The following is a 22,331-nucleotide window of genomic DNA, read 5'->3' on the forward strand; positions in this document are numbered from 1 at the left end:
TTTTAGCAGGATAATATAAATGTGTAATATCTAATCTTAAGTTTATGATGTTGAGTTCAGCTGGTGGTTTCTCTTTGATTTGACAAAGGGGCTTGTGATACCGCTCTAAAGGGTGGCATCACAAGCTCCCAATTCTCACGCGCCTTCATTATTCGCCCTGCTCACCGACTTCTTCCTATGCTTCTTCGCCTCATAAAGCTGCTGGTCTGCAAGGGAAATCACCTGCTGGATGTCTGTTGAAATATTTGGGCGGAACTCGGCAATTCCAAGGGAAATCTCCACCAGGAAGGGCTTGCCGGATTTTTCATTAAACAGCTTACATGCCATCTTCACACGCTCCCGGAACTTCTCCCCGAAGTCGGCTTCCTCGCATTCCAGCATGATAATATATTCATCACCGCCCACACGGCCCAGAATATCATTGCTGCGCAGACATCCCTTTAATATTTCGGCAACACTCCTAAGGGCAAAGTTCCCTGCCGGATGCCCCCAGGTGTCGTTAATCTCTTTTAAGTGATCCAGATCACCGTAGATCATATATGCCCGCTGGCCATTCCCAGCCTGGCAAACCCGCCTGGTGTGCTCCATAAACCCGCGCAGATTCAGAAGTCCGGTCAGCTCATCATACTCGGAAATAATACCAAGAACGCGGTTTTTCTCCTTAATCTCTTCTATATCCCTGGACATCTCCAGCCGTCTGGCCGCCTCTGCCTTGCTTATCTCCAGATAATGCAGGGACAGACCAATCTGCAGGCTAATCACATAGAAGAACGGGAAATCCTCCTGGTCAATGTCACAGGCCAGAAGTCCATACTGCTTCTCCCCGGAAAAAAGAAGAAAGACCATAAACTGGTGGCGCTCTTCGTTCTCCATCAGATCACAGATTCCGTTTTCCTTCATAACCAGAGGTCTTTCATAAGCCGCCTTGGTAATGATCTTGCCATTCTCATAGCTGGCAGCAAGATGAAGGTTATAAGGGCAGGTCCACTTCCGTTTGCCATCGTAGACAATCGGTTCATCCAGAAGAAAAAGATGAGTACATCTTGTATGAAGCTCCCGCATTTTCTCCATAATTTCCTTCAGAAAAGCCTGCTCGTCATCCATGCAGTCATTTAAATCCCGGGCAAGAACCGGAATAAACCAGGATTTTCTCTGAAAACTGATCAGCTCCAGCTTCATTCCAGTAATGGTCTTATTCAGCCTGTGCACCTGGGCGCCAAGCCCCACAGGTGTCTCTTTCTTCGAAACATCCTCTGACACACAGCCGCAGGACTCTCTTTTTACAAAAGAAACCGGCACGCGTCTGGATACCGCTTCTTTTCCGGGATCTTTTCCATCCAGGCGGTTTACCAGATCGTAGACTGCCATTTTACCCATAAGCTCTCCGTCCTGCTGAATTGTAGTAAGGGGCGGTTCCATCCCGGATGCACGCTCGCAGTCATCAAATCCGGTAATCATAATATCCTTGCCAACCACAAGCCCACGCTTCTCGCAGACACGATAGCCGGCAAAAGCCATCTCATCATTGGCAAATACAATGGCCTGGGCATCCGGGTTGCTATCCAGAAGGTATTCCACCTGTTTGTCCACAAACTCGGAATAGTCCCCCTGGGCAATCATTCCATGGGTTACAGGAAGCCCGTATTTCTTCATGGTTTCCAGATAAGCTTCCTTGCGCTCAATGGCATCTGTGTTATGCTCCGGTCCTGCCATGAACAAGATTCTGGACAGATGATGCTCTTCCACCAGATGAGAAATGACCATCGCAATACCACCTTTGTTGTCACAGATCAGGGAGTGACAATTGGGCACATCCACGACTTCTGTAAGAAAAACCGTGGTGATCCCATTATATTTCCGGGCAAATTCGTTGGGATCAACCTCCCGCAGCTGGATTCCCAGTGTTCCATAATTAATGATCAGACCATCCAGTCCGCCGATCAGGCTGTAGTCATGTATGGTATTAAATTGATAGTCATAGGAATTTTTCTGTTTGCTGCCCAGGACATCTTCAAAAAAGTCCTTCGTCCGGGTTCCCAGAAAAAAACAGACATTTACATCCAGCTCTGCCGCCGCCTCAGAAATCCCCTTGATATGCTCTTTTGGAAAATAGGTATGCACTCCTCCGATGAGGACTCCAAGATTATACCTCTTTTTTTCTTCCATCTTCACACCTCTTGCTGCAAAAATTTGATATTTTTTCTTTCTCCTTCATATCGCACTTCATCTGTTTTTCACGTTCTTTTTTATCCAAAATCAGCTTTTGGCTTTCGTCTATTATAACAATGTTTCCTATAGCATGTAAAGTCGCTTTTGTGAACTTTCGCTAAATATGTGAATATTTGAGTCCTTCATTGCAGTGCAGATTTTTTTCTGGTATACTTTAGGCATCAAGCGCACATCTGCAAATTAAAGCAGTAAAGAATTGGACTTTATCGGTTATAGAGGGAACCGTTTTCATCGTCCCAGAGCATGTTTGAAAAAGGCTTTCTGCAAGATGTGCGTCACAATTTGCGGGAACAATTTTCCAAACACACTCTGGCGCTTGATAGGAAGGATAAAAAAATGGCAATTAACCCCATGAAATTACTTGAACTTAAGAACCTGTGGAACGCTTTTACAAGGCGTCACCCGAAATTCCCACAATTTATTTCCGCCGTACAGCAGGCCGGCATTTCCGAAGGAACCGTGATCGAAGTTCAGATCACCACACCAGATGGCAGAACTTTCACTTCCAACCTGAAGGTACAGCAGGAAGACATCGAAGCTGTGAAAAGTCTACAGAATTACCAGTAAATATTTAGCTAAATTTCATCTGGATTTTACAATATTTTTGCACAAAAAAATTGTATTTTTATTGAAAATATTGTATAATATGGCTTAAAGCATTCCTGTTTGCAGATACATTTCCGCGAACAGCAGCCTTAAAGAAATGAAAGTGAGGGTTCACCATGAAACAGAACAGTATGTTAGCAATGATTCTGGCTGGCGGCCGTGGCAGCCGTCTTCACGATCTTACCAACAAAGTGGCTAAACCGGCAGTTTCCTACGGCGGTAAATACCGTATCATTGATTTCCCCCTCAGTAACTGTGCCAACAGTGGCATCGATGTAGTAGGCGTACTGACACAGTATGAGTCAGTTGAGCTGAACAGTTATGTTGCAGCCGGCGGACGTTGGGGACTGGATTCCAAGGACAGCGGTGTATATGTACTTCCGCCTCGTGAGAAAGCAGACACCGGACTCGACGTATATCGCGGAACAGCCGACGCGATTTCCCAGAACATTGATTTTATAGATCAGTATGATCCGGAATACCTTCTGGTACTTTCCGGTGACCACATTTATAAAATGAATTATGACAAGATGCTTGCCTTCCATAAAGAGAGACAGGCCGATGCTACCATCGCCGTTATCGAGGTTCCTCTTAAGGAAGCCAGCCGTTTCGGTATTATGAACACTGACGGCGAGACAGACCGTATCACCGAGTTTGTTGAGAAGCCGCCGGTACCTGAGAGCAATCTTGCCTCTATGGGTATCTATATTTTTAACTGGAAGCTTCTTCGCAAGCTGCTTCTTGCAGATATGAAGAACCCGGATTCCAACCATGACTTTGGCAAGGACATCATCCCTACTCTTCTTGGCGATGAGAAACGTCTTTTCGCTTACCGTTTCAAGGGCTACTGGAAGGATGTTGGAACCATAGATTCTCTCTGGGAAGCAAATATGGATCTTCTCAGCCCGGATAATGAGCTGGATTTAAGCGACCTTACCTGGAAAATTTACACCGAAGATGTAACCGCACTTCCGCAGTATATTGGCACAGAGGCCAGGATCCAGAACGCTTACATAACCCAGGGCTGTGTAATTGAAGGCGAGGTTACCAATTCCGTAGTCTTTACCGGAGCTAAGGTAAGACCAGGTGCAAAGGTAATTGACAGTGTACTTATGCCGGGTGCCATTGTGGAGGATGGTGCTGTCGTAATACGTGCCCTTGTTGCCAATGGCGTAAACATCGGCAAGGGTGCTCTTGTAGGAAGTGCTGACAGTGAGCACATCGAGCTGATCGCGAGACGAGTAAAGGGGGCCGAATAATATGTATAAAGCATTTGGAATTGTAAACTCATCATCCAGAAACATCCGTGTAGAGGGACTTGAGGACTACCGTCCAATCGGAGCTTTCTCATTCCTGGGCAGATATCGTATGGTCGACTTCCCGATTTCCAACCTGAGTAACAGCGGCATTGACCGCATTCAGGTCTACGTGAAAGAGAAACCAAGAACTCTGGTTTCCCATATCGGCACCGGACGTCATTATAACATTAACTCAAAGAGCGGACGGCTGCAGGTTCTTTTCACTGACAGCGACCAGAGAAACAATATCTATAACACCGATATTGCTTCCTATTACGAAAATATGGAATGCATCGAAGAAATGCATCATCCATATGTAGTAATCACACCAGATTACATGGTTTATACTGCTGATTTTTCCAAGCTGATCGAGCAGCATATCCAGTCTGAGGCTGACATTACCCTGTTTTATCACGCAGTAGACAATGCGAAGGATGCTTATCTGAACTGTAATATCCTGAATCTGAACAAGCAGAAGGGTGTGCTCTCCATTGAGCCAAACCACGGAAATGCCAAGAACCGCAATATTTTCATGGACACTTACATTATGAAGAAGGATCTGTTTATCGAGCTGATCCGCAAGGCAAAGGCAATTTCTTCAGCCTTTACTCTTGCAGACATTATCAATGAGCTGCATAATGAGCTGGATGTAAGAGGAGTTTCCCACCGCGGCTTCTTCGCTTCCATCACAGATTTCCAGAGCTATTACAACGCCAATATGGATCTGATCGATATCAAGGCTGCACAGACACTTTTCGATCCGGAATGGCCAATTTATACCCGTACCAATGATTCCTGTCCGACTCACTATTATGAAACCGCCCAGATCCGCAACTCTGTCGTTTCCAACGGCTGTCAGGTGGAGGGAACCATTGAGAATTCCATTCTCGGCCGTGGCTGCATTATTCACAAGAATGCCGTGATCAAAAACAGTGTAGTTCTTTCCGGTGCTGAAATTGGTGAGGGCGTACATGTAGAGAATCAGGTAGTAGACAAGATGGTCAAAATCCTTCATGTGAAGGAGGTTGTCTCAGATCCGGCACTTCCTGGATACATTAAGAGAAGAGATATTCTGTAAATATTGCATTCCAGAACCTGTTTGAAAAATCAAACACACTTAGGAAAAACAAAAGTCCCGAGCGGTTTTGCCCGCCGGGACTTTCTTCTTATATTCTTACCTGCTCCAGCATTTCCTCTACCCTGCCTGGTATACTGGTACCGGCAGTAACAAGCTTCAGCTGCACTCCAGGCAGCTCCGGAAATCTCAGGGCCTCTACTCTTCTGCACATTTCCTTCTGGATTTCGGAAAGCTCCTCTTCCGTAGCCTTAAAAAATACTGTCACAAAATCATCGCCGGAATATCTGAGCACATCGCCTTTACCAGCCGCAACATCCCGAAGCACACCTGCAACCTGGCGCAGCACATCATCTCCAGCCTGATGTCCGAAATTCTCATTGATCCTTTTAAAGTTCTTAATATCCGCAAACATAAGAGCTGCTGCATTGTCCATTTTGCTCAGCTTCTCCACATAATAGCGTTTATTATAAACTCCGGTTACCGGGTCTATATAAACCTTCTCCTTATGAATCCTTACAGATGACAAGATCTCATCCCTGGAATACCCATCGGGCATAAAATCACCATCTATCCTGGAAGCCATCTCCAGACAGCAGGGCTTCCTATCAATCTCCACATACATGGATACCACCTGATACGGATCCTCCCCTGCAACCTCAAGCTTTGTCATGCGCTTCCCGGTCTGCATGCTGAGTCTGGAAATACAGTTGCTGCATTTTTCCAGGCAATTCCATATGTCTGAGCAGGCAGTTTCACTCTCCCACATTTTTCCGTCTTTTTCTATATGGATAACCTTATTCGTTATAGGATCTACATATCGGACCAGATCATAGGGTATCTGCAGGTACTGAAGCAGAAGCCACGCTTCCGTTCCATCTGTAGAGAAGCCGCATTTCTTAAACCGGTCATAAAAACCGGAAAATTCTGCGCTGCGGTCTTTTTCCAGGACTTTCAAACCTTCCTCCCGGACGTTTTCCATAACCATATAATCATCCGTAATATCTGTCAGCTTTCCAACAACGCCTGTATAGCCTTTTTCAGCACCATCAGTCCAGATCACCCTGCATTGGCACCGGTAGTGGCAGGGATTTTTTCCATCTGTGAGCAAAAGATTGCTTGTCACGTCCGGTGTTTCCCGGGTGGCCTGGGTAATCTTCCGGATAAGCCGTTTCAGGGATTGCTCCTCCACAAGATCTTTCAGCACTCCGCTCTGCAATGGAGAAAATGAAGGTTCTGTAATCCCGCTTCGTTTACAGCCAGCCTGGTTAAAGGTGAGTAGCGGCGGTGAAATGGTATAAGTAAAAACAATATTTCTGCTGCCCTCCGCCAGGAAATTATAGCGCATTCTCTCAAATTCCAGCTGCTGCACAATTTTCTCTGAGGAATCCATCTCAAAATCGTGAAATCTGCTAGCAATATCAGAAAGGTCTGTCTGTTCATACCTTTCCTTGGATTTATAGCCCATTTTTTTCTTCAGGGAAGAAGAAATATCCAGAAGGCACTCCAGCATCAACGGATTAAATGCACCGCACTGTCCTGCCAGTATCATCTCGATGGCCTTCTCATGGGAATAAGCATCTTTATAGCATCTCTCACTGGTCAATGCGTCATATACGTCAGCTAACGCCACAACCTGTGCTGAAACAGGGATTTCTTCCCCTTTTAATCCATCCGGATATCCGCCTCCATCGTAGCGTTCATGATGCCAGCGGCAGATCTCGTATGCAGTCTTGACAAGAGGCTCCTCCTTCTGGTCAAGCGGCAGTTCTGACAGCATATTGGCTCCTGCCATGGAATGTCCCTTTATTACTGCAAATTCTTCGGCTGTAAGTCTGCCTGGCTTATTCAGGATTTCATCCGGAATACTGATCTTGCCAATGTCATGAAGCGCAGAGGCTGTGGTAATCATCCGGATCTGCTCCTTGCTCAGGGCATATCTGTTATTTTCCTTCTGAACCAGCTGGCGAAGGAGCATTTCTGTGATTGTCTGAATGTGCAGCACATGAAGTCCGCTCTCCCCATTGCGGAACTCCACTATATGAGAGAGGATATTGATCATCAGCTTGCTGCTTTTTTCTCTCTCGTAAATCTGATTGGAAACAATACTGGTCATTCGGCGCTGCTTGGCTCCAAGAAGTATGGCATTGGCCGAACGGCGTAATACCATATTTGCATCAAAGGGCTTTCCGATAAAATCAGTGGCGCCCAGATCATACCCACGTTTTATGTAAATAGGTGAATTTTCTGACGAAATAATCACAACCGGAATAGCATCAATCCAGTGTTCTTTATTCATATAAGAAAGAACCTCGAAACCATCCATGTGGGGCATAACAATATCCAGAAGAAGCAGGGAAATCTCCTCGGCCTGTCTCTGAAGGCAGTCAACTGCCTGCACACCGTCGTTCACCTGTATGATATCATATTCCTCTTCCAGAATTGCAGCTAAAAGTTCGCGGTTCATTTCTGAATCATCCGCTATAAGAATCTTTTGTTTAGTTATAACTTCACTCATTTTATAATTTCCCTCGCTGGTGCAGGTACCCCCCCACGCCAGTTTCCGTTTTACTGTTAAGCTGACAGCTTTTATAATATGGGTGCTATCATGTCCTGATATTTCTGTCGTTTCATGTGAATTTTTCTTCGGTCTGAAATTCTTAAAATTTGTTTTGGAAATTTCAACAGAACTGTCAAGATTTAATTATCGCAGTGCAGGTATCAGAAAGCTATCGTTCGCGGACTGGTCAATAGCTGCCTAAGTTCTTTCCGATCCTAACTTTACCTATATGAGTTTAACAGTCCGCCGCATGAATGTCAACCATCTATAACTTTTTTTGTCCAGAGGATTTACACAGCTTTGAAATACCGTTACAATAGTTGTATTTGAAATATACTGATCACTGTTACCAGGAGGTTTTTTATGGAGATTACAAGACCTGATTATTATAAAGAGTTTTCCTGTATTGCAGGTGCCTGTCCCGACACCTGCTGTGCCGGCTGGCAGATCGTCATTGACGACAAAAGCCTGAAAAAATATAAGCGTGTGAAGGGTACTTTCCGGAATCGCCTTCATAATGATATTGACTGAAAGGAGAAGGTTTTCCGTCAGTATGAGAAGCGGTGTGCATTTTTAAATGAGGACAGCCTTTGCGACATCTACAGCGAGGTTGGAAAACGAATGCTTTGCGACACCTGTCGGAAATATCCGCGGCACATCGAAGAATTTGAAGGTCTGCGGGAATATTCCCTGTCTCTTTCCTGTCCGGAGGCAGCCAAGATTCTGCTTGGCAGAAGGGAAAAGGTAACCTTCCAGACAGCGGAGGTTCCCTCCCCGGAAGAAACTTATGATGATTTTGACTATATGCTTTTCACTGCCCTTGAAGATACCAGGGAATACTTTCTTGAGGTGCTGCAGAACCGGCAGATTCCCATGCGGCTTCGTATGTGGAAAATACTGGCTGCAGCCAGTGATTTCCAGCGCTGTGCAGACCGGAACCAGCTTTTCAAATGGGAAGAGATCCGGGAGCGCCATAAAGCCTCTGCATATGGCGAAGCCTTTACTTCCAAGGTGCAGAAGCATATGAATAAAAAGGCTGCGCCAGATGAACTTCTGAAGACCATGTGGAAGGCGGTTGTTCCCAAAATGGAGGTTCTCAGACCGGACTGGCAGGAATTTCTGAAAAAAAATTTACAGGCGCTTTATAGCAGTGCAGAGTCTTCCGGTGTCTCCCCCGCTTCTGTTTACTCTCAGAACCGGGCTGATTTCGAAAAGGCTTACCCAGACTGGAATATTCAGGAAGAGCAGCTGCTTGTGTATTGGATTTACACATATTTCTGCGGTGCTGTTTACGACGGCGAAATTTTCGCAAAGGTAAAAATGGCTGTGGTCTGTACCCTGCTGATTCATGAGCTGGATATGGGCGCTTACCTGAAAAATGGACGGGTGTTCTGTCTGGAAGACCAGATAGATATTTGCTACCGTTTCTCCAGAGAGCTGGAGCATTCAGATCTGAACCTGAATGCGTTTGAAGATTTACTTGCTGCTGATAAGCTGTTTGCTCTGGAAAACATGCTGAAAATCTGTTAAAACGAAATTTACGAAAATAAGACTGCACTTCATCATATGTGCTATAATACAGCTAAAATTTTCGTTTGCAACTACAAAGGAGGAATCCTGCCATGTCATTACCAGTTACTATCCGCCCGGCAGCCCCAGAGGATGCAGAGGCGCTCCTTTCCATTTATGCACCTTATGTAAAGCACACTGCAATTACCTTCGAATATGAAGTTCCCTCTGTAGAAGAATTCCGGAAGCGGATTGCACACACACTACAGCATTATCCTTATCTTGTAGCCGAACGGGGAATAAACAGCTCCGCACCAGGCAGCAAAGATGAAGGGAACTGCAGTGCATGTACTGAAATTGCAGGCTACGCCTACGCAGGACCGCTCCACGCCCGGGCAGCCTATGCCTGGTCTGTGGAAACTTCCATCTATGTAAGAGAATCCGAAAGAAAATCCGGAATCGGCAAGGCGCTTTACGCTTCTCTGGAAAAAGCGCTTGCCGCCCAGAATATGACCAACCTGAACGCCTGCATTGCCAGTCCTGTAGTGGAGGACGAATATCTGAATCATAACAGCATTCAGTTTCATCAGCATCTGGGGTATTCCATGGTAGGGGAATTTCACAAATGTGCTTACAAGTTCGGGCGTTGGTACAATATGGTCTGGATGGAGAAGATCATCGCAGATCACCCTGACAGACAGCCCGATGTGATTCCCTTTGCACAGATTCCTCCTGAAATTTACTGCTGATTTTAAATGCTCAACAGATTGAAAAATACTTCAATGTTCTATGCAGACTGTTCCCCCTTCTTAAATAACAGCTTATTAAAACACCCGGGAACAAATACTCCCGGGCTTTTTACTGTCTTTCATATTCTGTTTATATCTTACTCTATCGCAGTCAAAATCTCTCCCACAGCTCCCACAATTCCTTCTTCCGGATGCATTGCGGTAAGCTGGGTGAGTTTGGCGGCATTGGAAATCTTCTTGTCCAGGATTTCCATGATAGCTACTTTCTCCATGTATGGGATTTCAGCCTGGTTGAGAAGGTTAAATACCTGAGCTTTCACATCATTCTCACGCAGCGCCGGAATTCCCAGAGTAATGATGATTTCAGATGTTACAGAAGCTTCCGGAACACTTACCTTCAGGCAGCCAAGTGCTTCATCATACTCTTTAGAAGCTTCTACCACTGTACCTTCCACTTCGACGGTAACCTCAGTGTCCTTCACACCCCAGAACTCTACAGTCCAGGTTCTCTTCTGCGGGATCAGTTCCAGCCTGCCTGCTGCCTTTTGGATGACGAAGCGGCCAGTACTCCACTTCAGATCCATGTCTGTGAGAACGCACTCGTCTTTCAGGTAAGCGTTGGACTCGTTGTCGTCTTCGTAAAGCTGGAAGCTGCCGTCTGCACCGCCGTATACACGGATGGTCATAGTTTCCGGATTTCTGTCTGCTTCCTGTCCAAATATTTCCTCAGTCATCGGCACAATGGCACCTGCTTTTGCCAGAACCGGTATGGAATGAAGGTCACGGTACATATCCATCTCTCTGTCGCCGGAATATACCAGACCTGTGAAGAAATCAATGTAAGTACCCTCTGGCAGCCATACATGAGTCCTGGCTCTTCCAACGCCCTGGACAGATTTCTCCGTAACAGGTGCTACAATAAATGCGGTTCCATACTCATATTCATTCTTCACTGTGTAAGCCACCTGCTCTGCCGGATATGTGTAGTACATTGGCAGGATCAGAGGCGTGTTCTCTTTATATGCTCTGTGGTTCATGGTATACAGATACGGAAGCATCTGGTGACGGAGTCTTAAGAACTCCTTCATGACCTCACCGATCTCCATAGGGAACTGCCACGGTTCTTTTCCCATAAACTCATTCTTGCTGCTGTGCAGACGGTTAATTGGGGAAAATACGCCAAGCTGTACCCAGCGAAGTGCCAACTCATTGTCACGATAGCCAAACATATGTCCGCCGATATCGTGACTCCACCAGCCATATCCAATATTGGAAGCTGTGCTGGTAAAATAAGGCTGGAAATTCAGGGACTCCCAGGTTACGATACTATCACCGGAGAAGCCTACTGGATATCTGTGTGAACCAGGTCCTGCATATCTGGAAAAAGTAAGAGGACGTTTTCCATCGCGGGCATTGTCCAGGTAATGATAGTGGTTCAGCATCCACAGAGGATCCAGACCGGGGACCTTCGTGATATTGCCCTGCTGCCAGTCAATCCACCAGAAATCAACGCCTTTATTTTCTTCTGGATGAAGTACACATTTGAAATATGCTTCCAGGAATTTGCGGCTTGTGATGTCAAAATCGATGGGAGCTTCGTGTTCGGTATCTACATCTCCCAGCTCCTTCGCCATAGCCGGATATGCTTCCTCGAAGGCGCGGATTCCACCAGCCGGATGAAGGTTTACAGAGATTTTCATTCCATGGTCATGAAGCCAGTTCATAAAACGCTCCGGATCCGGATAGTACTTTTTGTTCCAGGTATATCCGGTCCAGCCGCTGCCATATTTTGGATCCACTTCCTCTACCAGATGCCAGTCCATGTCCAGAACACCAACAGAAAATGGGATCTTCTCTTTCTCAAAGCGGGTTACAAGTGCCTTGTAGCTGTCTTCTGTGTAAGCGTAATAACGGCTCCACCAGTTTCCAAGGGCATATCTTGGGAGCATAGGAGTTTTGCCGGTGAGACGGTAAAAATCATTCAAAGCTTCTTTGTAATCATTTCCATAAGCGAAAACATAAATGTCCACCCCATCTCCTGTGCGCACCTGAGTCCAGCCGTTTTCATCCAGAACCAGAGAATGGCTGTCATCAATCTGAGAACAGCCGCTTCTGGACATAATTCCCTCCTGAAGCTGGCATTCCCCATCTACCCCATCCAAGGTTCTTGCGGTTCCGCCAAGATTGTCGCCTTTTTCCCCATAATACCATACTGCACCAAAGGCGTTCTGACCGCCTACTGCGTTTAAGTTCAGACTGTTTTTGGTAAAAGGTCCGCCAGCGTAAGTAACATGCATTCTACTGGTAAAAAGCTCGAAGCCTTCCCCTTTCTTTTCCACACGGAAGTCTACCGGATCAAATTTACGGTTCCACACAACCTGGGTAGGACGGTCTTCGAATTTGCCGTCTTCCCTGTATTCCATTCGGATCAGACAGGGAGTCAGCAGGGTAAAGCGGTATTTATCACCCTGGATGGTGTTCTCCGGTCTGCCAACTGGTTCCATCGTCCACAGATTATTCTCAAACATATGTGTATCCTCTCAAACACTTAAGGTTTTTAGTTGTTTCTATATACGTTTTCTACTGCTTTTTCAACCAGTAAAAATTGCTGCTATACTTTTCTTTCTGCCCCTCTGATTTGCCATGGGCAACCTCCGGAATTACAGATTCTCTCCGTTTGTTTCGATAATATTTTTGTAGAAATATGCGGAATCCTTCCAGGTCCGCTTCTGTGTATTGTAGTCTGTATAAACAAGTCCGAATCTCTGGGAATATCCGTATGCCCACTCGAAATTGTCCATTACGGACCATGCGAAATATCCTGCCAGATCCACACCGTCCTCAGCTGCACGCTTGTAAGCGCCAAGATAACGAGCCATAAAATCTACGCGGGCCTGGTCGTGAACCTTTCCGTCCACACCTACCCAGTCATGGGAAGCCATGCCATTTTCTGTGATCATAAACGGCTTCTTATAACGCTCCTGCATAAATTTTGGCGCCCAGTACAGAACCTCCGGAGTTACCGGCCAGCCAATTGCAGTCTGTGGGAAACCATCGTAACGTGCTGCGCGGACTGCTTTTCCATCCTCACCAGCACGAACGGTTACGGCATTGTAAATGTTCTGTCCGTAAAAATCAAGTGGCTGTGAAATCAGCTTCATATCGGCATCTGTTACTTTCGGGAAAAACTGTCCGAATTCTTTCAGAATATCCTCCGGATACTGTCCCAGATAAACCGGATCACAGCAAAGAGCAACGTCCCAGCTGCAGGCTCCGATGGAGTTCTCCGGGAGACTGAAGTTTGCTTTTCTTGCGGCTTCAATATCTTCCGGCTTGTTTGTTTCCGGAACATAAAGGGCTCCACATGGTGCCATACTGATCTTTACAGGCTGTTTGCTGAACTCACGAAGCGCTTCTACTGCACGTCCATGGGCTTTCAGTACGTTGTGCCAGATACGGAAATAATCGGATGGGCCAACCTTCAGGCCTGGTGCATGCTCACCGGTCTGATATCCAAGGCCAACTATGCACTGCGGCTCATTGATGGTGAAGAAATTCTTTACTCTGTCTGAGAAATGCTCTGCCACTACTTTTGCATACTCGTAAAACCAGGATGGAGAATTTGGATTCATCCAGCCGCCCTGTAAATGAAGTGCGTATGGAAGATCCCAGTGATATAAGGTAACAAATGGCTCAATTCCGTTGTCCAGAAGTTCATTGATCAGGTTGTCGTAGTATTTCAGACCTTTTTCATTGACTGTGCCTGTGCCTTCCGGCATGATGCGCGCCCAGGAAAGAGAAAAGCGGTATGCTTTCATGCCCATTTCTTTCATGATCTGAACGTCTTCTTTGTAGCGGTGATACTGGTCGCAGGCTGCATCACCTGTCTGGTTCTCATAAATGTGTCCGCCGTCTTTGCAGAAAATATCCCAGATGTTCAGACCTTTTCCGTCCTCATAAGCTGCGCCTTCTACCTGATAGGAAGCGGTTGCACCGCCCCAGATAAAATCTTTCTTAAATCCCATGGTGTAATTCCTTTCTCTATTATGTAGGGGAGAATTTTTTAAATGCGTGTTTCGATTCTCCTGATTGGTTGATCTATGTATCGTAACATTTTATGTGATCGCTCTATTTTTACTTTTGCTTAATTCTACAAACCTCTGTCTACCAGCAAAAATTACGTATCTGACGTTTTGTTGCGGATTTCGAATATTTGGAGGATTGCGGGAGCAGCGTAGCTGCGTAGCAATCCGGGTATCAAATGAGTGTCAAAAGACCTTTTGACACTCATATCATTTTATTAATGATATGTATGATAAATATCGTAAATCCGAACGCCGTCTCTGGAAATCTTCTGGTTTTCTACCGGCACAAGTGTGACTGCTTCCTTGTCTGTAAATGCAACCACATTCTCGTTCCAGATGGTATCCGCGCTGATTCCCTCCAGCATGCAATACGGAACAAAAGTATCTGTCTGAATGGAAACGCTTCCGTCTGCATTCTCAGTTACCTTAAATGCAGGATCTTTCAGTTCCAGATATTTGACTGGGACAAATGTCTCGAATTCTTTCTTGGAAACCTTCTGTCCGTTCTGTTCATACTCATATTCGACAACAAAGAATACGCTGTCATCACGACCTGCGATCAATTCCTTGTATTCTTTCTCAAACAGGCATTCCGCACTGAGTGCAGGTACTTCTTTGGATACTTCCTGCTCCTCGATCACCTGGAAGTCCAGTGTTTTCACCGCGATTTTCGCTTTTACCGTTACCGGGTCAAGTGTCTCGTTTGAAATCCAGAAGCCTATGTGAGTCTCTTTTTTCTCAATGCTTCCTGCCACATTGTCGCAGAAGCCTTTTGCCATATAATGGAGGGCCTTGTATCTTCCGTAATAGTCCATACTGGACCAGGACGCAACCGGCCAGTTATCATTGAACTGCCAGTAAATACTTCCCATACATCTGCCGCGGTTTCTTCTCCAATGCTCCGTTGCTTCCTTCATGGCGTATCCCTGAAGAATCTGGCTTAGAAAGATCAGGCTTTCCAGGTCTTTCGGATAACGGAAGGTCTCAGATAAATAATATAGAATCTTACCGTTTGCCGCCGGATTTTTCTGATGGCTCTCCATAACTCTGGAGAAAAGGTTGCGGTCTTTCTCCCCGGTAAAGGTCTCTACTGTCTTGATAGATGGAAGAGACTGGAAGCCGAACTCGGAGCAGAAACGGAAATAGTGCTTCATGTACTCACTGAATGGTTTCTGACCATGCCATACATCCCAGTAATGGCAATCGCCGCGGTTCTCATCACATGGATTATCAAAGCTTCCTCCTGATGACGGGGAAGACGGCCAGTAGAATGCATCTGGTGCGTTTTCTTTTACCACATCTGCAAGGAGGAATTCGAACTGATACAGGTAGTCTCTCTTAAGAGACGGTGCATGTCCCTGGGCATCCTTCCAGTCTGTCCATGCGCATTCCAGCTCATTGTTTCCACAGATCAGGCCAAGGCAGGCATGATTGCGAAAACGGAGGATATTGTCTTTTGCTTCAATTGCAATATTCTCTGCAAAGTCCGGTGTTACGTCGTAAATGTTGCAGGCGTACATCAGATCTTCCCAAAGGAGAATTCCGTATTCATCGCAGAGAGCGTAGAATTCGTCGGATGGATAATATCCGCCGCCCCATACGCGAAGACAGTTAAAGTTTGCAAATACGCAGGCATTTACATCGCGCTCCAGGATTTCCCTGGTAATTCTTGGGTAGAAGCAGTCATCCGGAATATAATCTGCACCTCGGGCAAAAATCTTTACGCCGTTTACCATAATGGCAAATTCCTGGCCCCACTGGTCATCCTCACGGGATACCGTGACAGTGCGGAGACCGATGGGGTATTCCCTGGTATCAAGAACAGTCTCGCCGGCTTTCAGCTGGATCGTCAGGGTGTATAAAGGCTGTTTGCCGTAGCCGTTTGGCCACCACAAAGCAGGGTTTGTTACTTTTATATCAGAATCGGCGCCAGTGTAGATGAGAGCACCGGATGGGTCACGGAGTTCATAGAAAAGCTGTAAGCCGCTGACTCCGGGCTGTGCGCTGTCTCCAGATTCTGGCTGTGCTGCAGAATTTCCATTTGACTGCATAGCAGTATTTCCAGCTTTTACAACCTGTCCATCTGCTTTCTCAATTTCACTTCCAATATGAAGTGTCACGGCTCCATCCACATGCTTCTGGCGGATCAGGGATTCGCCCAGTCTTGCAGTATCAAAGCAGCAGAGCTCCACACCGCGGAAAAGTCCCGCATCTGGAAGCTTTGGGCCCCAATCCCAGCCGAACATGGAGTGTGCTTTACGAATGTACTGGCTTCCAGAGGTAGTTCCGGTGTTGGTAAAATGAATCTCTCTTCCTTTCTCCGGCTTGTAAGTCTCAATGAATTTTACCGGGGAGGCGATATGAAGTTCCAGAAGGTTCTCGCCTTCTTTTACCAGCTCTTTCACCTGGTAGACCCAGGTGCGGTGCATATTCTCAGTATGTCCAAGCTTCTTTCCATTTAAAAAGACATCTGCCACAGTATCAATTCCGTAAAAGGTAAGAAGAATCTCCTCACTGGCAATCTCTTCTGCGCTTACAGAAAAAGTGCTTCTGATGTCAAAATCATTTTTCCAGAATTCTGTCCATTTGTACTCATTCATTCCATAATATGGATCCGGAAGAATTCCTTCTTTGCAAAAAGTATCCATGGCGGAGCCGGGTACACTCATGTCATACCAGGTATCCTGGCCGCTGATGGATATCTGAAAATTATCTTTTAAGTCTCGCTTTATCATATGGTTATCCTTTCTTGTCAGCAAGCCTTTCAAAAGTATTAAGATATGTAAATATAATTTAACAGTCCTATGAGGCAATGTCAACCATATGCCACCGGAGATTTACTACTGAAGTTACAAGCTTTTGACCAAAAACACCCGGGAACAGAGACAGTCCTCTGTTTCCGGGTGTTTCTTCATCAGTTTATTTTTTTCAGCCAGAAGAATCCATATGCAGGCACATTTACACCTGCTGCCTCCATCTCCTGTCCGGTAATCAGATCCTTGTAAATTCCATCACGTTCATTAATCCATGCTGTCTTATCATATTCACTGAAGTTAAACAGGCCGTAAATTTTCTCTCCTTCATAATAACGGCCAATGCAGAGAATACTGTTATCCCATGTATCCACAGTCCAGGTATCCGCATTTGTCATAAATGCCTTCTCTGTTTTGCGGATTTTTTCCAGCTGGAGCAGACGTTTGTTCAATTTACCCTCCACAGTTCTGGCGTTGCCGCTCATGGCTGCGCGATCCCAATTCATAGCCCCTCTGTGAATGTATCGGGAATCCGGTGCTTTGTCCGGATCATTTTTGTATGAATAATCATTTACCTGTCCGATTTCATCTCCACTGTAGATCACAGGAATTCCTGACTGCATGAACATATAGGCATGAAGCATAACATCCAGCTGGATTGCTTTTTCCATTGCCGCTTTGTTTTTCTCAAATCCCGCCTTCTCAATACCGCACATGGATGCAGTGGTTCCGCAGAATCTTGCATCTCCAGTAACCGGATCCTCATTGTAAAGCACTCCGCGGCTGTTGCTCTCCCCTGCAAAGCCCTGGAAATAGTCATTGAGATATTTCTTATGAGAACGTTCTTCAATACCTTCCTGCTGAAGTGTGGCATAGTCCAGTCCCCAGCCAATATCATCGTGGCAGCGCAGATAATTCAGGAATACGTAATCCTTCGGCAGACCATTTACAATATCAAGCTGTTTTTTCAGAAGACGCACGTCCCTGGTGGCAACGGTATGCCATGTAGTAGCCATTGTAGTTACATTGTAAAGCATATGGCATTCCGGTTTTTCCACAGTTCCAAAGTACGGCACAACCTTTTCAGGCTCCATAACCACTTCTCCAAGAAGAATCACTCCCGGGCATACAATCTCGCTGATCAAGCGCATCATACGCACAATGGTGTGTACCTGCGGAAGATTCCGGCATGGTGTGTTCAGTTCTTTCCAGATATAGGGAACCGCATCAATTCGGATTACATCAATTCCCTTGTTTGCAAGGAAAAGGAAATTATACATCATCTCATTGAAAACCCGAGGATTTCCATAGTTCAGATCCCACTGATAGGGGTAAAAGGTGGTCATTACATAATGCCCGATTTCCGGCAGCCAGGTGAAATTACCCGGTGCAGTAGTTGGAAATACCTGAGGTACTGTTTTCTCATAGAGGGACGGAATATACGAATTGTCGTAGAAGAAATAACGGCTCATATATTCCCCGTCGCCCTGGCGGGCTTTTTTTGCCCATTCATGATCCTCAGAGGTATGATTCATTACAAAATCCATACATACACTGATGCCTTTTTTATGGCAGGCATCTGTAAGTTCTTCCAGATCATCCATAGTTCCCAGATTTTCCTGTACTTTACGAAAATCAGCCACTGCATAACCGCCATCAGAACGGCCTTTCGGCGTATCCAGAAACGGCATCAGATGAATGTAATTTACATTGTTTTTTTCCAGATAGTCAAGCTTGCTTTCCACACCTTTCATGTTTCCTGCAAAATTGTCTATGTAAAACATCATGCCAAGCATGTCATTTTTCTTGTACCAGCCCGGATCTGCTTCACGCTTTCGATCCAGTGCCTTCAATGTGCTGCTTCGTTCTTCATAGAAGCGGTGCAGCTGATCGCATAACTCGAAAAACATGGAATCATTTCCATAAAGCTCCATGTACAGCCAGCGTAATTCATCTGTTTTCTTTGCCATACGATCCTGAAAGATCTTATCTGTTTTCTCTCTTTGCTTCACTTTATATCCTCCTCGTATCTGCCGGCAATTCTCAAAGCTTCAGCTCGTACTTTGTAACATCCATCTCCACTTTGCCATCTGCAAAGAAGGAAATTCCATCTGCCTCCAGATCTGTATAAATCGTTGCAGTCATCACATGCTCTCCATCATTTACAAAAATCTCAGCACTGAAACGGTCCAGGATCAGGCGAAGCTTAATCTCTCCATTTTCACTGTTCACAAGGCTTCTTCTCTGATGGATAATTGCGCGTCTGGAACCGGAGAACTTACGGTCAATTTTCAATACGGATTCATAAGGGCGAAAGCTTACTGCTGTATGGTACGTATCATTCTGGGCAAAACGCACTGCAAATTTCTTATAAATATTCTGCGCATCTGCCGGGCGAAGAGTGATTTCCATATCCACGCATCTTCCCTCTATGCCATCCAGACGAATTACATCCTCAAAAGCAACATTCTTATATTCTGTCTTATTTGTGCGAAGCTTCTCAATTTCCCGAACCGGTTTCTGGATCAGGCGGCCGTCTTTAATGGAAAGCTCTCTTGGAAGGCTCATCTGTCCAAACCATTTTCCCTTCGGAATTCTGTTATTCGCACATGTATCCCAGTTCTGCATCCAGCCAATCATAATTCTTCTTCCGTCTGGTGCTTCCACTGTCTGCATTGCATAATAGTCGATACCATAGTCCACTGCCTGGTCTTTTTCCGGGATAAAGGTTTTGGTCTCCTCATCAAATTTACCAATCAGGCAAAGAGTTCCGTCACCATTGTGGTACTCAAAGTCTTTTGGAAGCATATCCTGAGGGCTTACGAGTACTACGTCTTTTCCATCCAGGGTAAAGAAATCCGGGCACTCCCACATTTTTCCGAATCTGCCATCATTAGAAAGCATTACGGATTCAAACTCCCAGTTAAACCCATCCTCACTTCTATACAGAAGAATACGGCCGCCTGTTCCGTCCGCTCTGTCATTTACGATCACGCAGCGGTAAGTGCCATCCTCGCATTTCCACATTTTCGGATCACGGAAATCAAAGGGACTGCTGTTTTCCGGCATGTCTTCTGCCGTAAGAATCGGATTGCGTACATCCTTTTCATAGTCCATTCCATCACCAACTGCAAGGCTTTGTGTCTGTATGTCGCGGACACCTCCATCCGGCTGTGCTTCTTTTCGCACACTGGTGTACATGAAAAGCTGTTTTCCATCTGGAAGCGTAATGGCACTTCCTGAAAAACATCCCACATAATCATATGGCATGTCCGGGGCAATGGCTGCCGGAAGGTATTCCCAGTGAAGAAGGTCATCACTTACCGCATGTCCCCAGTGCATTGGTCCCCACTGGGAATCATATGGATAATACTGGTAAAATAAATGAAATTTGTCTTTGTAATAAGAAAAACCATTGGGGTCATTCATCCATCCAACTTTTGGAGATAAATGAAATTCCGGTCTCTCCAAAGGTGTAATATTCTGAGCCATTGCATCTTCGTATCTTCTGGCATCTCTTAAAGTCTGACTTATCATAATCATATCTCCTGTTGTTATTTATTATTCAAAACACATTTCAAGATAGCACTTATGGAGCCCAAAAATATCACTATCTTTGGACCCCATTTTGGTTTTAGCCTTTTACTGCTCCGGAGGTAACACCTTCAACGATGTAACGCTGCAGGAACAGATACAGAACCAGGATCGGGAGCATAGCCAGAAGGAGGGCGGCCATTACCAGTCCGAGGTCTGTTGAATAAGTACCATAGAATGCCTGTGTTGCAATCGGAAGAGTATACAGTTCTTTACGTCCGAGAACAAGGCTTGGAAGAAGGTAATCATTCCAGAATGCCATTGCATCAATAATCGCAACTGTTGCGATGGTTGGTTTCAGAAGCGGAAATACAATTTTCCAGTATGTCTGCCATCTGGTACATCCATCAATAAATGCTGCTTCTTCCAGTTCCATCGGAACGCTGGTGTGAATTGCACCGTGGAACATGAATGTTGCCATGGAAAGGGAAAATCCCACATGCATAAGGATCAGAGTAATACGGCTGTTCAGTACTCCAAAGATACCACCGTAAAGAGAAACCAGCGGGATCATAAGTACCTGGAACGGAATAACCATAGATGCAATCATCAGGGAAAACAGAATACCGCATGCTTTCCATTTATTACGAACAATTACAAACGCTGTCATTGCAGAAAGCATAATTGTAAGGATCGTAGAAACTGTAGTAATCAAAAGAGAGTTTGTAAAAGATGTTGCAAAGTTCATCTTTTTCATGGCATCTGTAAAGTTAGTCAGAATAAAGCCGTGAGAGCCAACCAGTGCCAGCGGATCTGCCGTGATATCACCTTTTGTCTTAAACGCATTGAAAATTACCATGATAAACGGGAAGATAAATGCCAGAAACAGGATAACCAGCACTGCTATTGTAATAAAATGGCTGACTTTTTTCTTCTGAGCTGCTTTTTTGTTTTCATCCATCATGCTGCCACCTCCCCTTTCTTACCAATGTAAACCTGAGTAACTCCTACGATTGCGCAGACAACAAACAGAATTAATGCCTCTGCCTGGCCGGTACCGTAATTTTTGTAAGTAAATGCCTGATTGTATACGTGCATAGCTGCCATTACAGAAGAGTTAAATGGCTCACCTTTTGTCAGGGAAAGGTTTACATCATATACCATAAAGCATCTTGTGATCGTTAAGAAAAGACACTGTACAAAAGAAGATCTCATAAGTGGGATCGTTACGTTAATGGTTGCCTGTGTCTTGGTGCAGCCGTCGATCTGGGCTGCTTCCATAAGGCTCTTGGATACGCTCATAAATCCGGCTACATAGATCAGCATCATATATCCTGCGTACTGCCACACAGATACGATGATCAGACATGCCATTGCACCGTTGGTGGTTGCCAGCCAGGAGGTGGAAAGAGCACCTACAGAAAGAGATTTTCCAAGTGATACAAATGCACGGTTAAATACGAATTTCCATACATAACCAAGTACGATACCACCGATCAGGTTCGGAACAAAGAAGCCTGCACGGAAGAAGTTCTGACCTTTAATTCCGCTGGTAAGAAGGTATGCAAGGAAAAATGCTACCACGTTTACCAAAATTACAGCGATAACAGAATAAATCAAGGTACGTCCAAGTGCCTGCCAGTAAGCTGCATCCTGGAATGTAGCAATGTAGTTTGCCAGTCCAACAAATGGTTTGTCTTTTGAAACACCGTCCCAGCTTGTAAATGTAAGATATAATCCGTAGATAAATGGAAGGATTACAACTGCACTAAACAGGACAGTGGAAACGCCAGCGAACATCAAGTACTGTTTTACTTTATATTTCATGGTGTTTTGTTCCATAATCACGATCCCCTTTCCCTTTTCTTTTTTGTCTCCACCCTTTTCCCGCTGCCTCCGAAAATCTATAATCCAGTACTTTTCTTTTTGTGAG

Annotated in this window: 15 protein-coding genes and 1 pseudogene; 6 read left to right on the top strand and 10 right to left on the bottom strand. The window is 45.3% G+C overall.

The features are described from left to right. Positions 1 to 135: 135 nt before the first annotated feature. Entirely contained in the window at positions 136 to 2,166 is a 2,031-nt protein-coding gene (locus LIZ66_RS11555; RefSeq protein WP_227200845.1) for a diguanylate cyclase domain-containing protein, read from the bottom strand. 217 nt (positions 2,167 to 2,383) lie between these two features. Then, a complete protein-coding gene (locus LIZ66_RS20005; protein ID WP_373131549.1) occupies positions 2,384 to 2,572 on the bottom strand; it encodes a DUF6783 domain-containing protein in 189 nt (62 codons plus the stop codon). Between LIZ66_RS20005 and LIZ66_RS11560 the strand changes: the two genes are divergently transcribed. The 3 genes from LIZ66_RS11560 (at position 2,566) to glgD (ending at position 5,211) form a co-directional block, all read left to right on the top strand. After that, positions 2,566 to 2,796 carry a hypothetical protein gene (locus tag LIZ66_RS11560; protein WP_179988292.1) on the top strand — a complete coding sequence of 77 codons (231 nt, stop codon included), beginning with the start codon at positions 2,566 to 2,568 and terminating at the stop codon, positions 2,794 to 2,796. The two genes, LIZ66_RS20005 and LIZ66_RS11560, sit on opposite strands and share 7 nt — an antisense overlap. Positions 2,797 to 2,951: 155 nt before the next feature. Continuing rightward, positions 2,952 to 4,094 (top strand): glucose-1-phosphate adenylyltransferase, encoded by a 1,143-nt coding sequence (locus LIZ66_RS11565; RefSeq protein ID WP_195590329.1) that lies wholly within the window; start codon positions 2,952 to 2,954, stop codon positions 4,092 to 4,094. Between the two features lies 1 nt (position 4,095). Continuing rightward, a complete protein-coding gene (glgD, locus tag LIZ66_RS11570; RefSeq protein WP_195590328.1) occupies positions 4,096 to 5,211 on the top strand; it encodes a glucose-1-phosphate adenylyltransferase subunit GlgD in 1,116 nt (371 codons plus the stop codon). A gap of 88 nt (positions 5,212 to 5,299) precedes the next feature. Here glgD and LIZ66_RS11575 read toward each other — a convergent pair whose 3' ends face one another. Beyond that, on the bottom strand, positions 5,300 to 7,726 hold the full coding sequence (locus LIZ66_RS11575; protein WP_187565798.1) for a GGDEF/HDGYP domain-containing response regulator: 2,427 nt from the start codon (positions 7,724 to 7,726) through the stop codon (positions 5,300 to 5,302). 405 nt (positions 7,727 to 8,131) lie between these two features. On the opposite strand from LIZ66_RS11575, the gene LIZ66_RS11580 reads away from it, so the two are divergent. The 3 genes and pseudogenes from LIZ66_RS11580 (at position 8,132) to LIZ66_RS11590 (ending at position 10,026) form a co-directional block, all read left to right on the top strand. Further along, on the top strand, positions 8,132 to 8,299 hold the full coding sequence (locus LIZ66_RS11580) for a hypothetical protein (RefSeq protein WP_227200846.1): 168 nt from the start codon (positions 8,132 to 8,134) through the stop codon (positions 8,297 to 8,299). Positions 8,300 to 8,317: 18 nt separating this feature from the next. Further along, positions 8,318 to 9,298, top strand: a pseudogene (fliB, locus tag LIZ66_RS11585) (flagellin lysine-N-methylase); the annotation flags it as partial. Between the two features lie 92 nt (positions 9,299 to 9,390). After that, positions 9,391 to 10,026, top strand: coding sequence for a GNAT family N-acetyltransferase (locus LIZ66_RS11590; protein ID WP_227200847.1), 636 nt, complete (start codon positions 9,391 to 9,393; stop codon positions 10,024 to 10,026). A 137-nt stretch (positions 10,027 to 10,163) separates the two neighbouring features. On the opposite strand, the gene LIZ66_RS11595 is transcribed toward LIZ66_RS11590, so the two are convergent. From LIZ66_RS11595 to LIZ66_RS11625, 7 genes are all read right to left on the bottom strand, one after another. After that, positions 10,164 to 12,554, bottom strand: a complete 2,391-nt coding sequence (locus LIZ66_RS11595) for a glycoside hydrolase family 31 protein (RefSeq protein ID WP_148463177.1) — start codon at positions 12,552 to 12,554, stop codon at positions 10,164 to 10,166. A gap of 132 nt (positions 12,555 to 12,686) precedes the next feature. Beyond that, the gene (locus LIZ66_RS11600; RefSeq protein WP_195590323.1) at positions 12,687 to 14,051 is read right to left on the bottom strand and encodes a GH1 family beta-glucosidase; all 1,365 of its coding nucleotides are present in this window, start codon (positions 14,049 to 14,051) and stop codon (positions 12,687 to 12,689) included. A gap of 275 nt (positions 14,052 to 14,326) precedes the next feature. Then, complete coding sequence (locus LIZ66_RS11605; RefSeq protein WP_173769786.1) at positions 14,327 to 16,846, bottom strand: beta-mannosidase; 2,520 nt, start codon at positions 16,844 to 16,846, stop codon at positions 14,327 to 14,329. A gap of 179 nt (positions 16,847 to 17,025) precedes the next feature. Then, on the bottom strand, positions 17,026 to 18,834 hold the full coding sequence (locus tag LIZ66_RS11610) for an amylosucrase (RefSeq protein WP_173769792.1): 1,809 nt from the start codon (positions 18,832 to 18,834) through the stop codon (positions 17,026 to 17,028). 73 nt (positions 18,835 to 18,907) lie between these two features. Continuing rightward, a complete protein-coding gene (locus tag LIZ66_RS11615) occupies positions 18,908 to 20,401 on the bottom strand; it encodes a glycoside hydrolase family 32 protein (RefSeq protein ID WP_173769785.1) in 1,494 nt (497 codons plus the stop codon). Between the two features lie 97 nt (positions 20,402 to 20,498). Continuing rightward, a complete protein-coding gene (locus tag LIZ66_RS11620; protein ID WP_330382723.1) occupies positions 20,499 to 21,362 on the bottom strand; it encodes a carbohydrate ABC transporter permease in 864 nt (287 codons plus the stop codon). Next, a complete protein-coding gene (locus tag LIZ66_RS11625; RefSeq protein ID WP_118581952.1) occupies positions 21,359 to 22,240 on the bottom strand; it encodes a carbohydrate ABC transporter permease in 882 nt (293 codons plus the stop codon). The genes LIZ66_RS11620 and LIZ66_RS11625 overlap by 4 nt, the downstream gene beginning before the upstream one ends. Positions 22,241 to 22,331 lie beyond the last annotated feature (91 nt).

Source organism: Blautia faecis, from assembly GCF_020554845.1.
Lineage (GTDB): Bacteria > Bacillota > Clostridia > Lachnospirales > Lachnospiraceae > Blautia_A > Blautia_A faecis.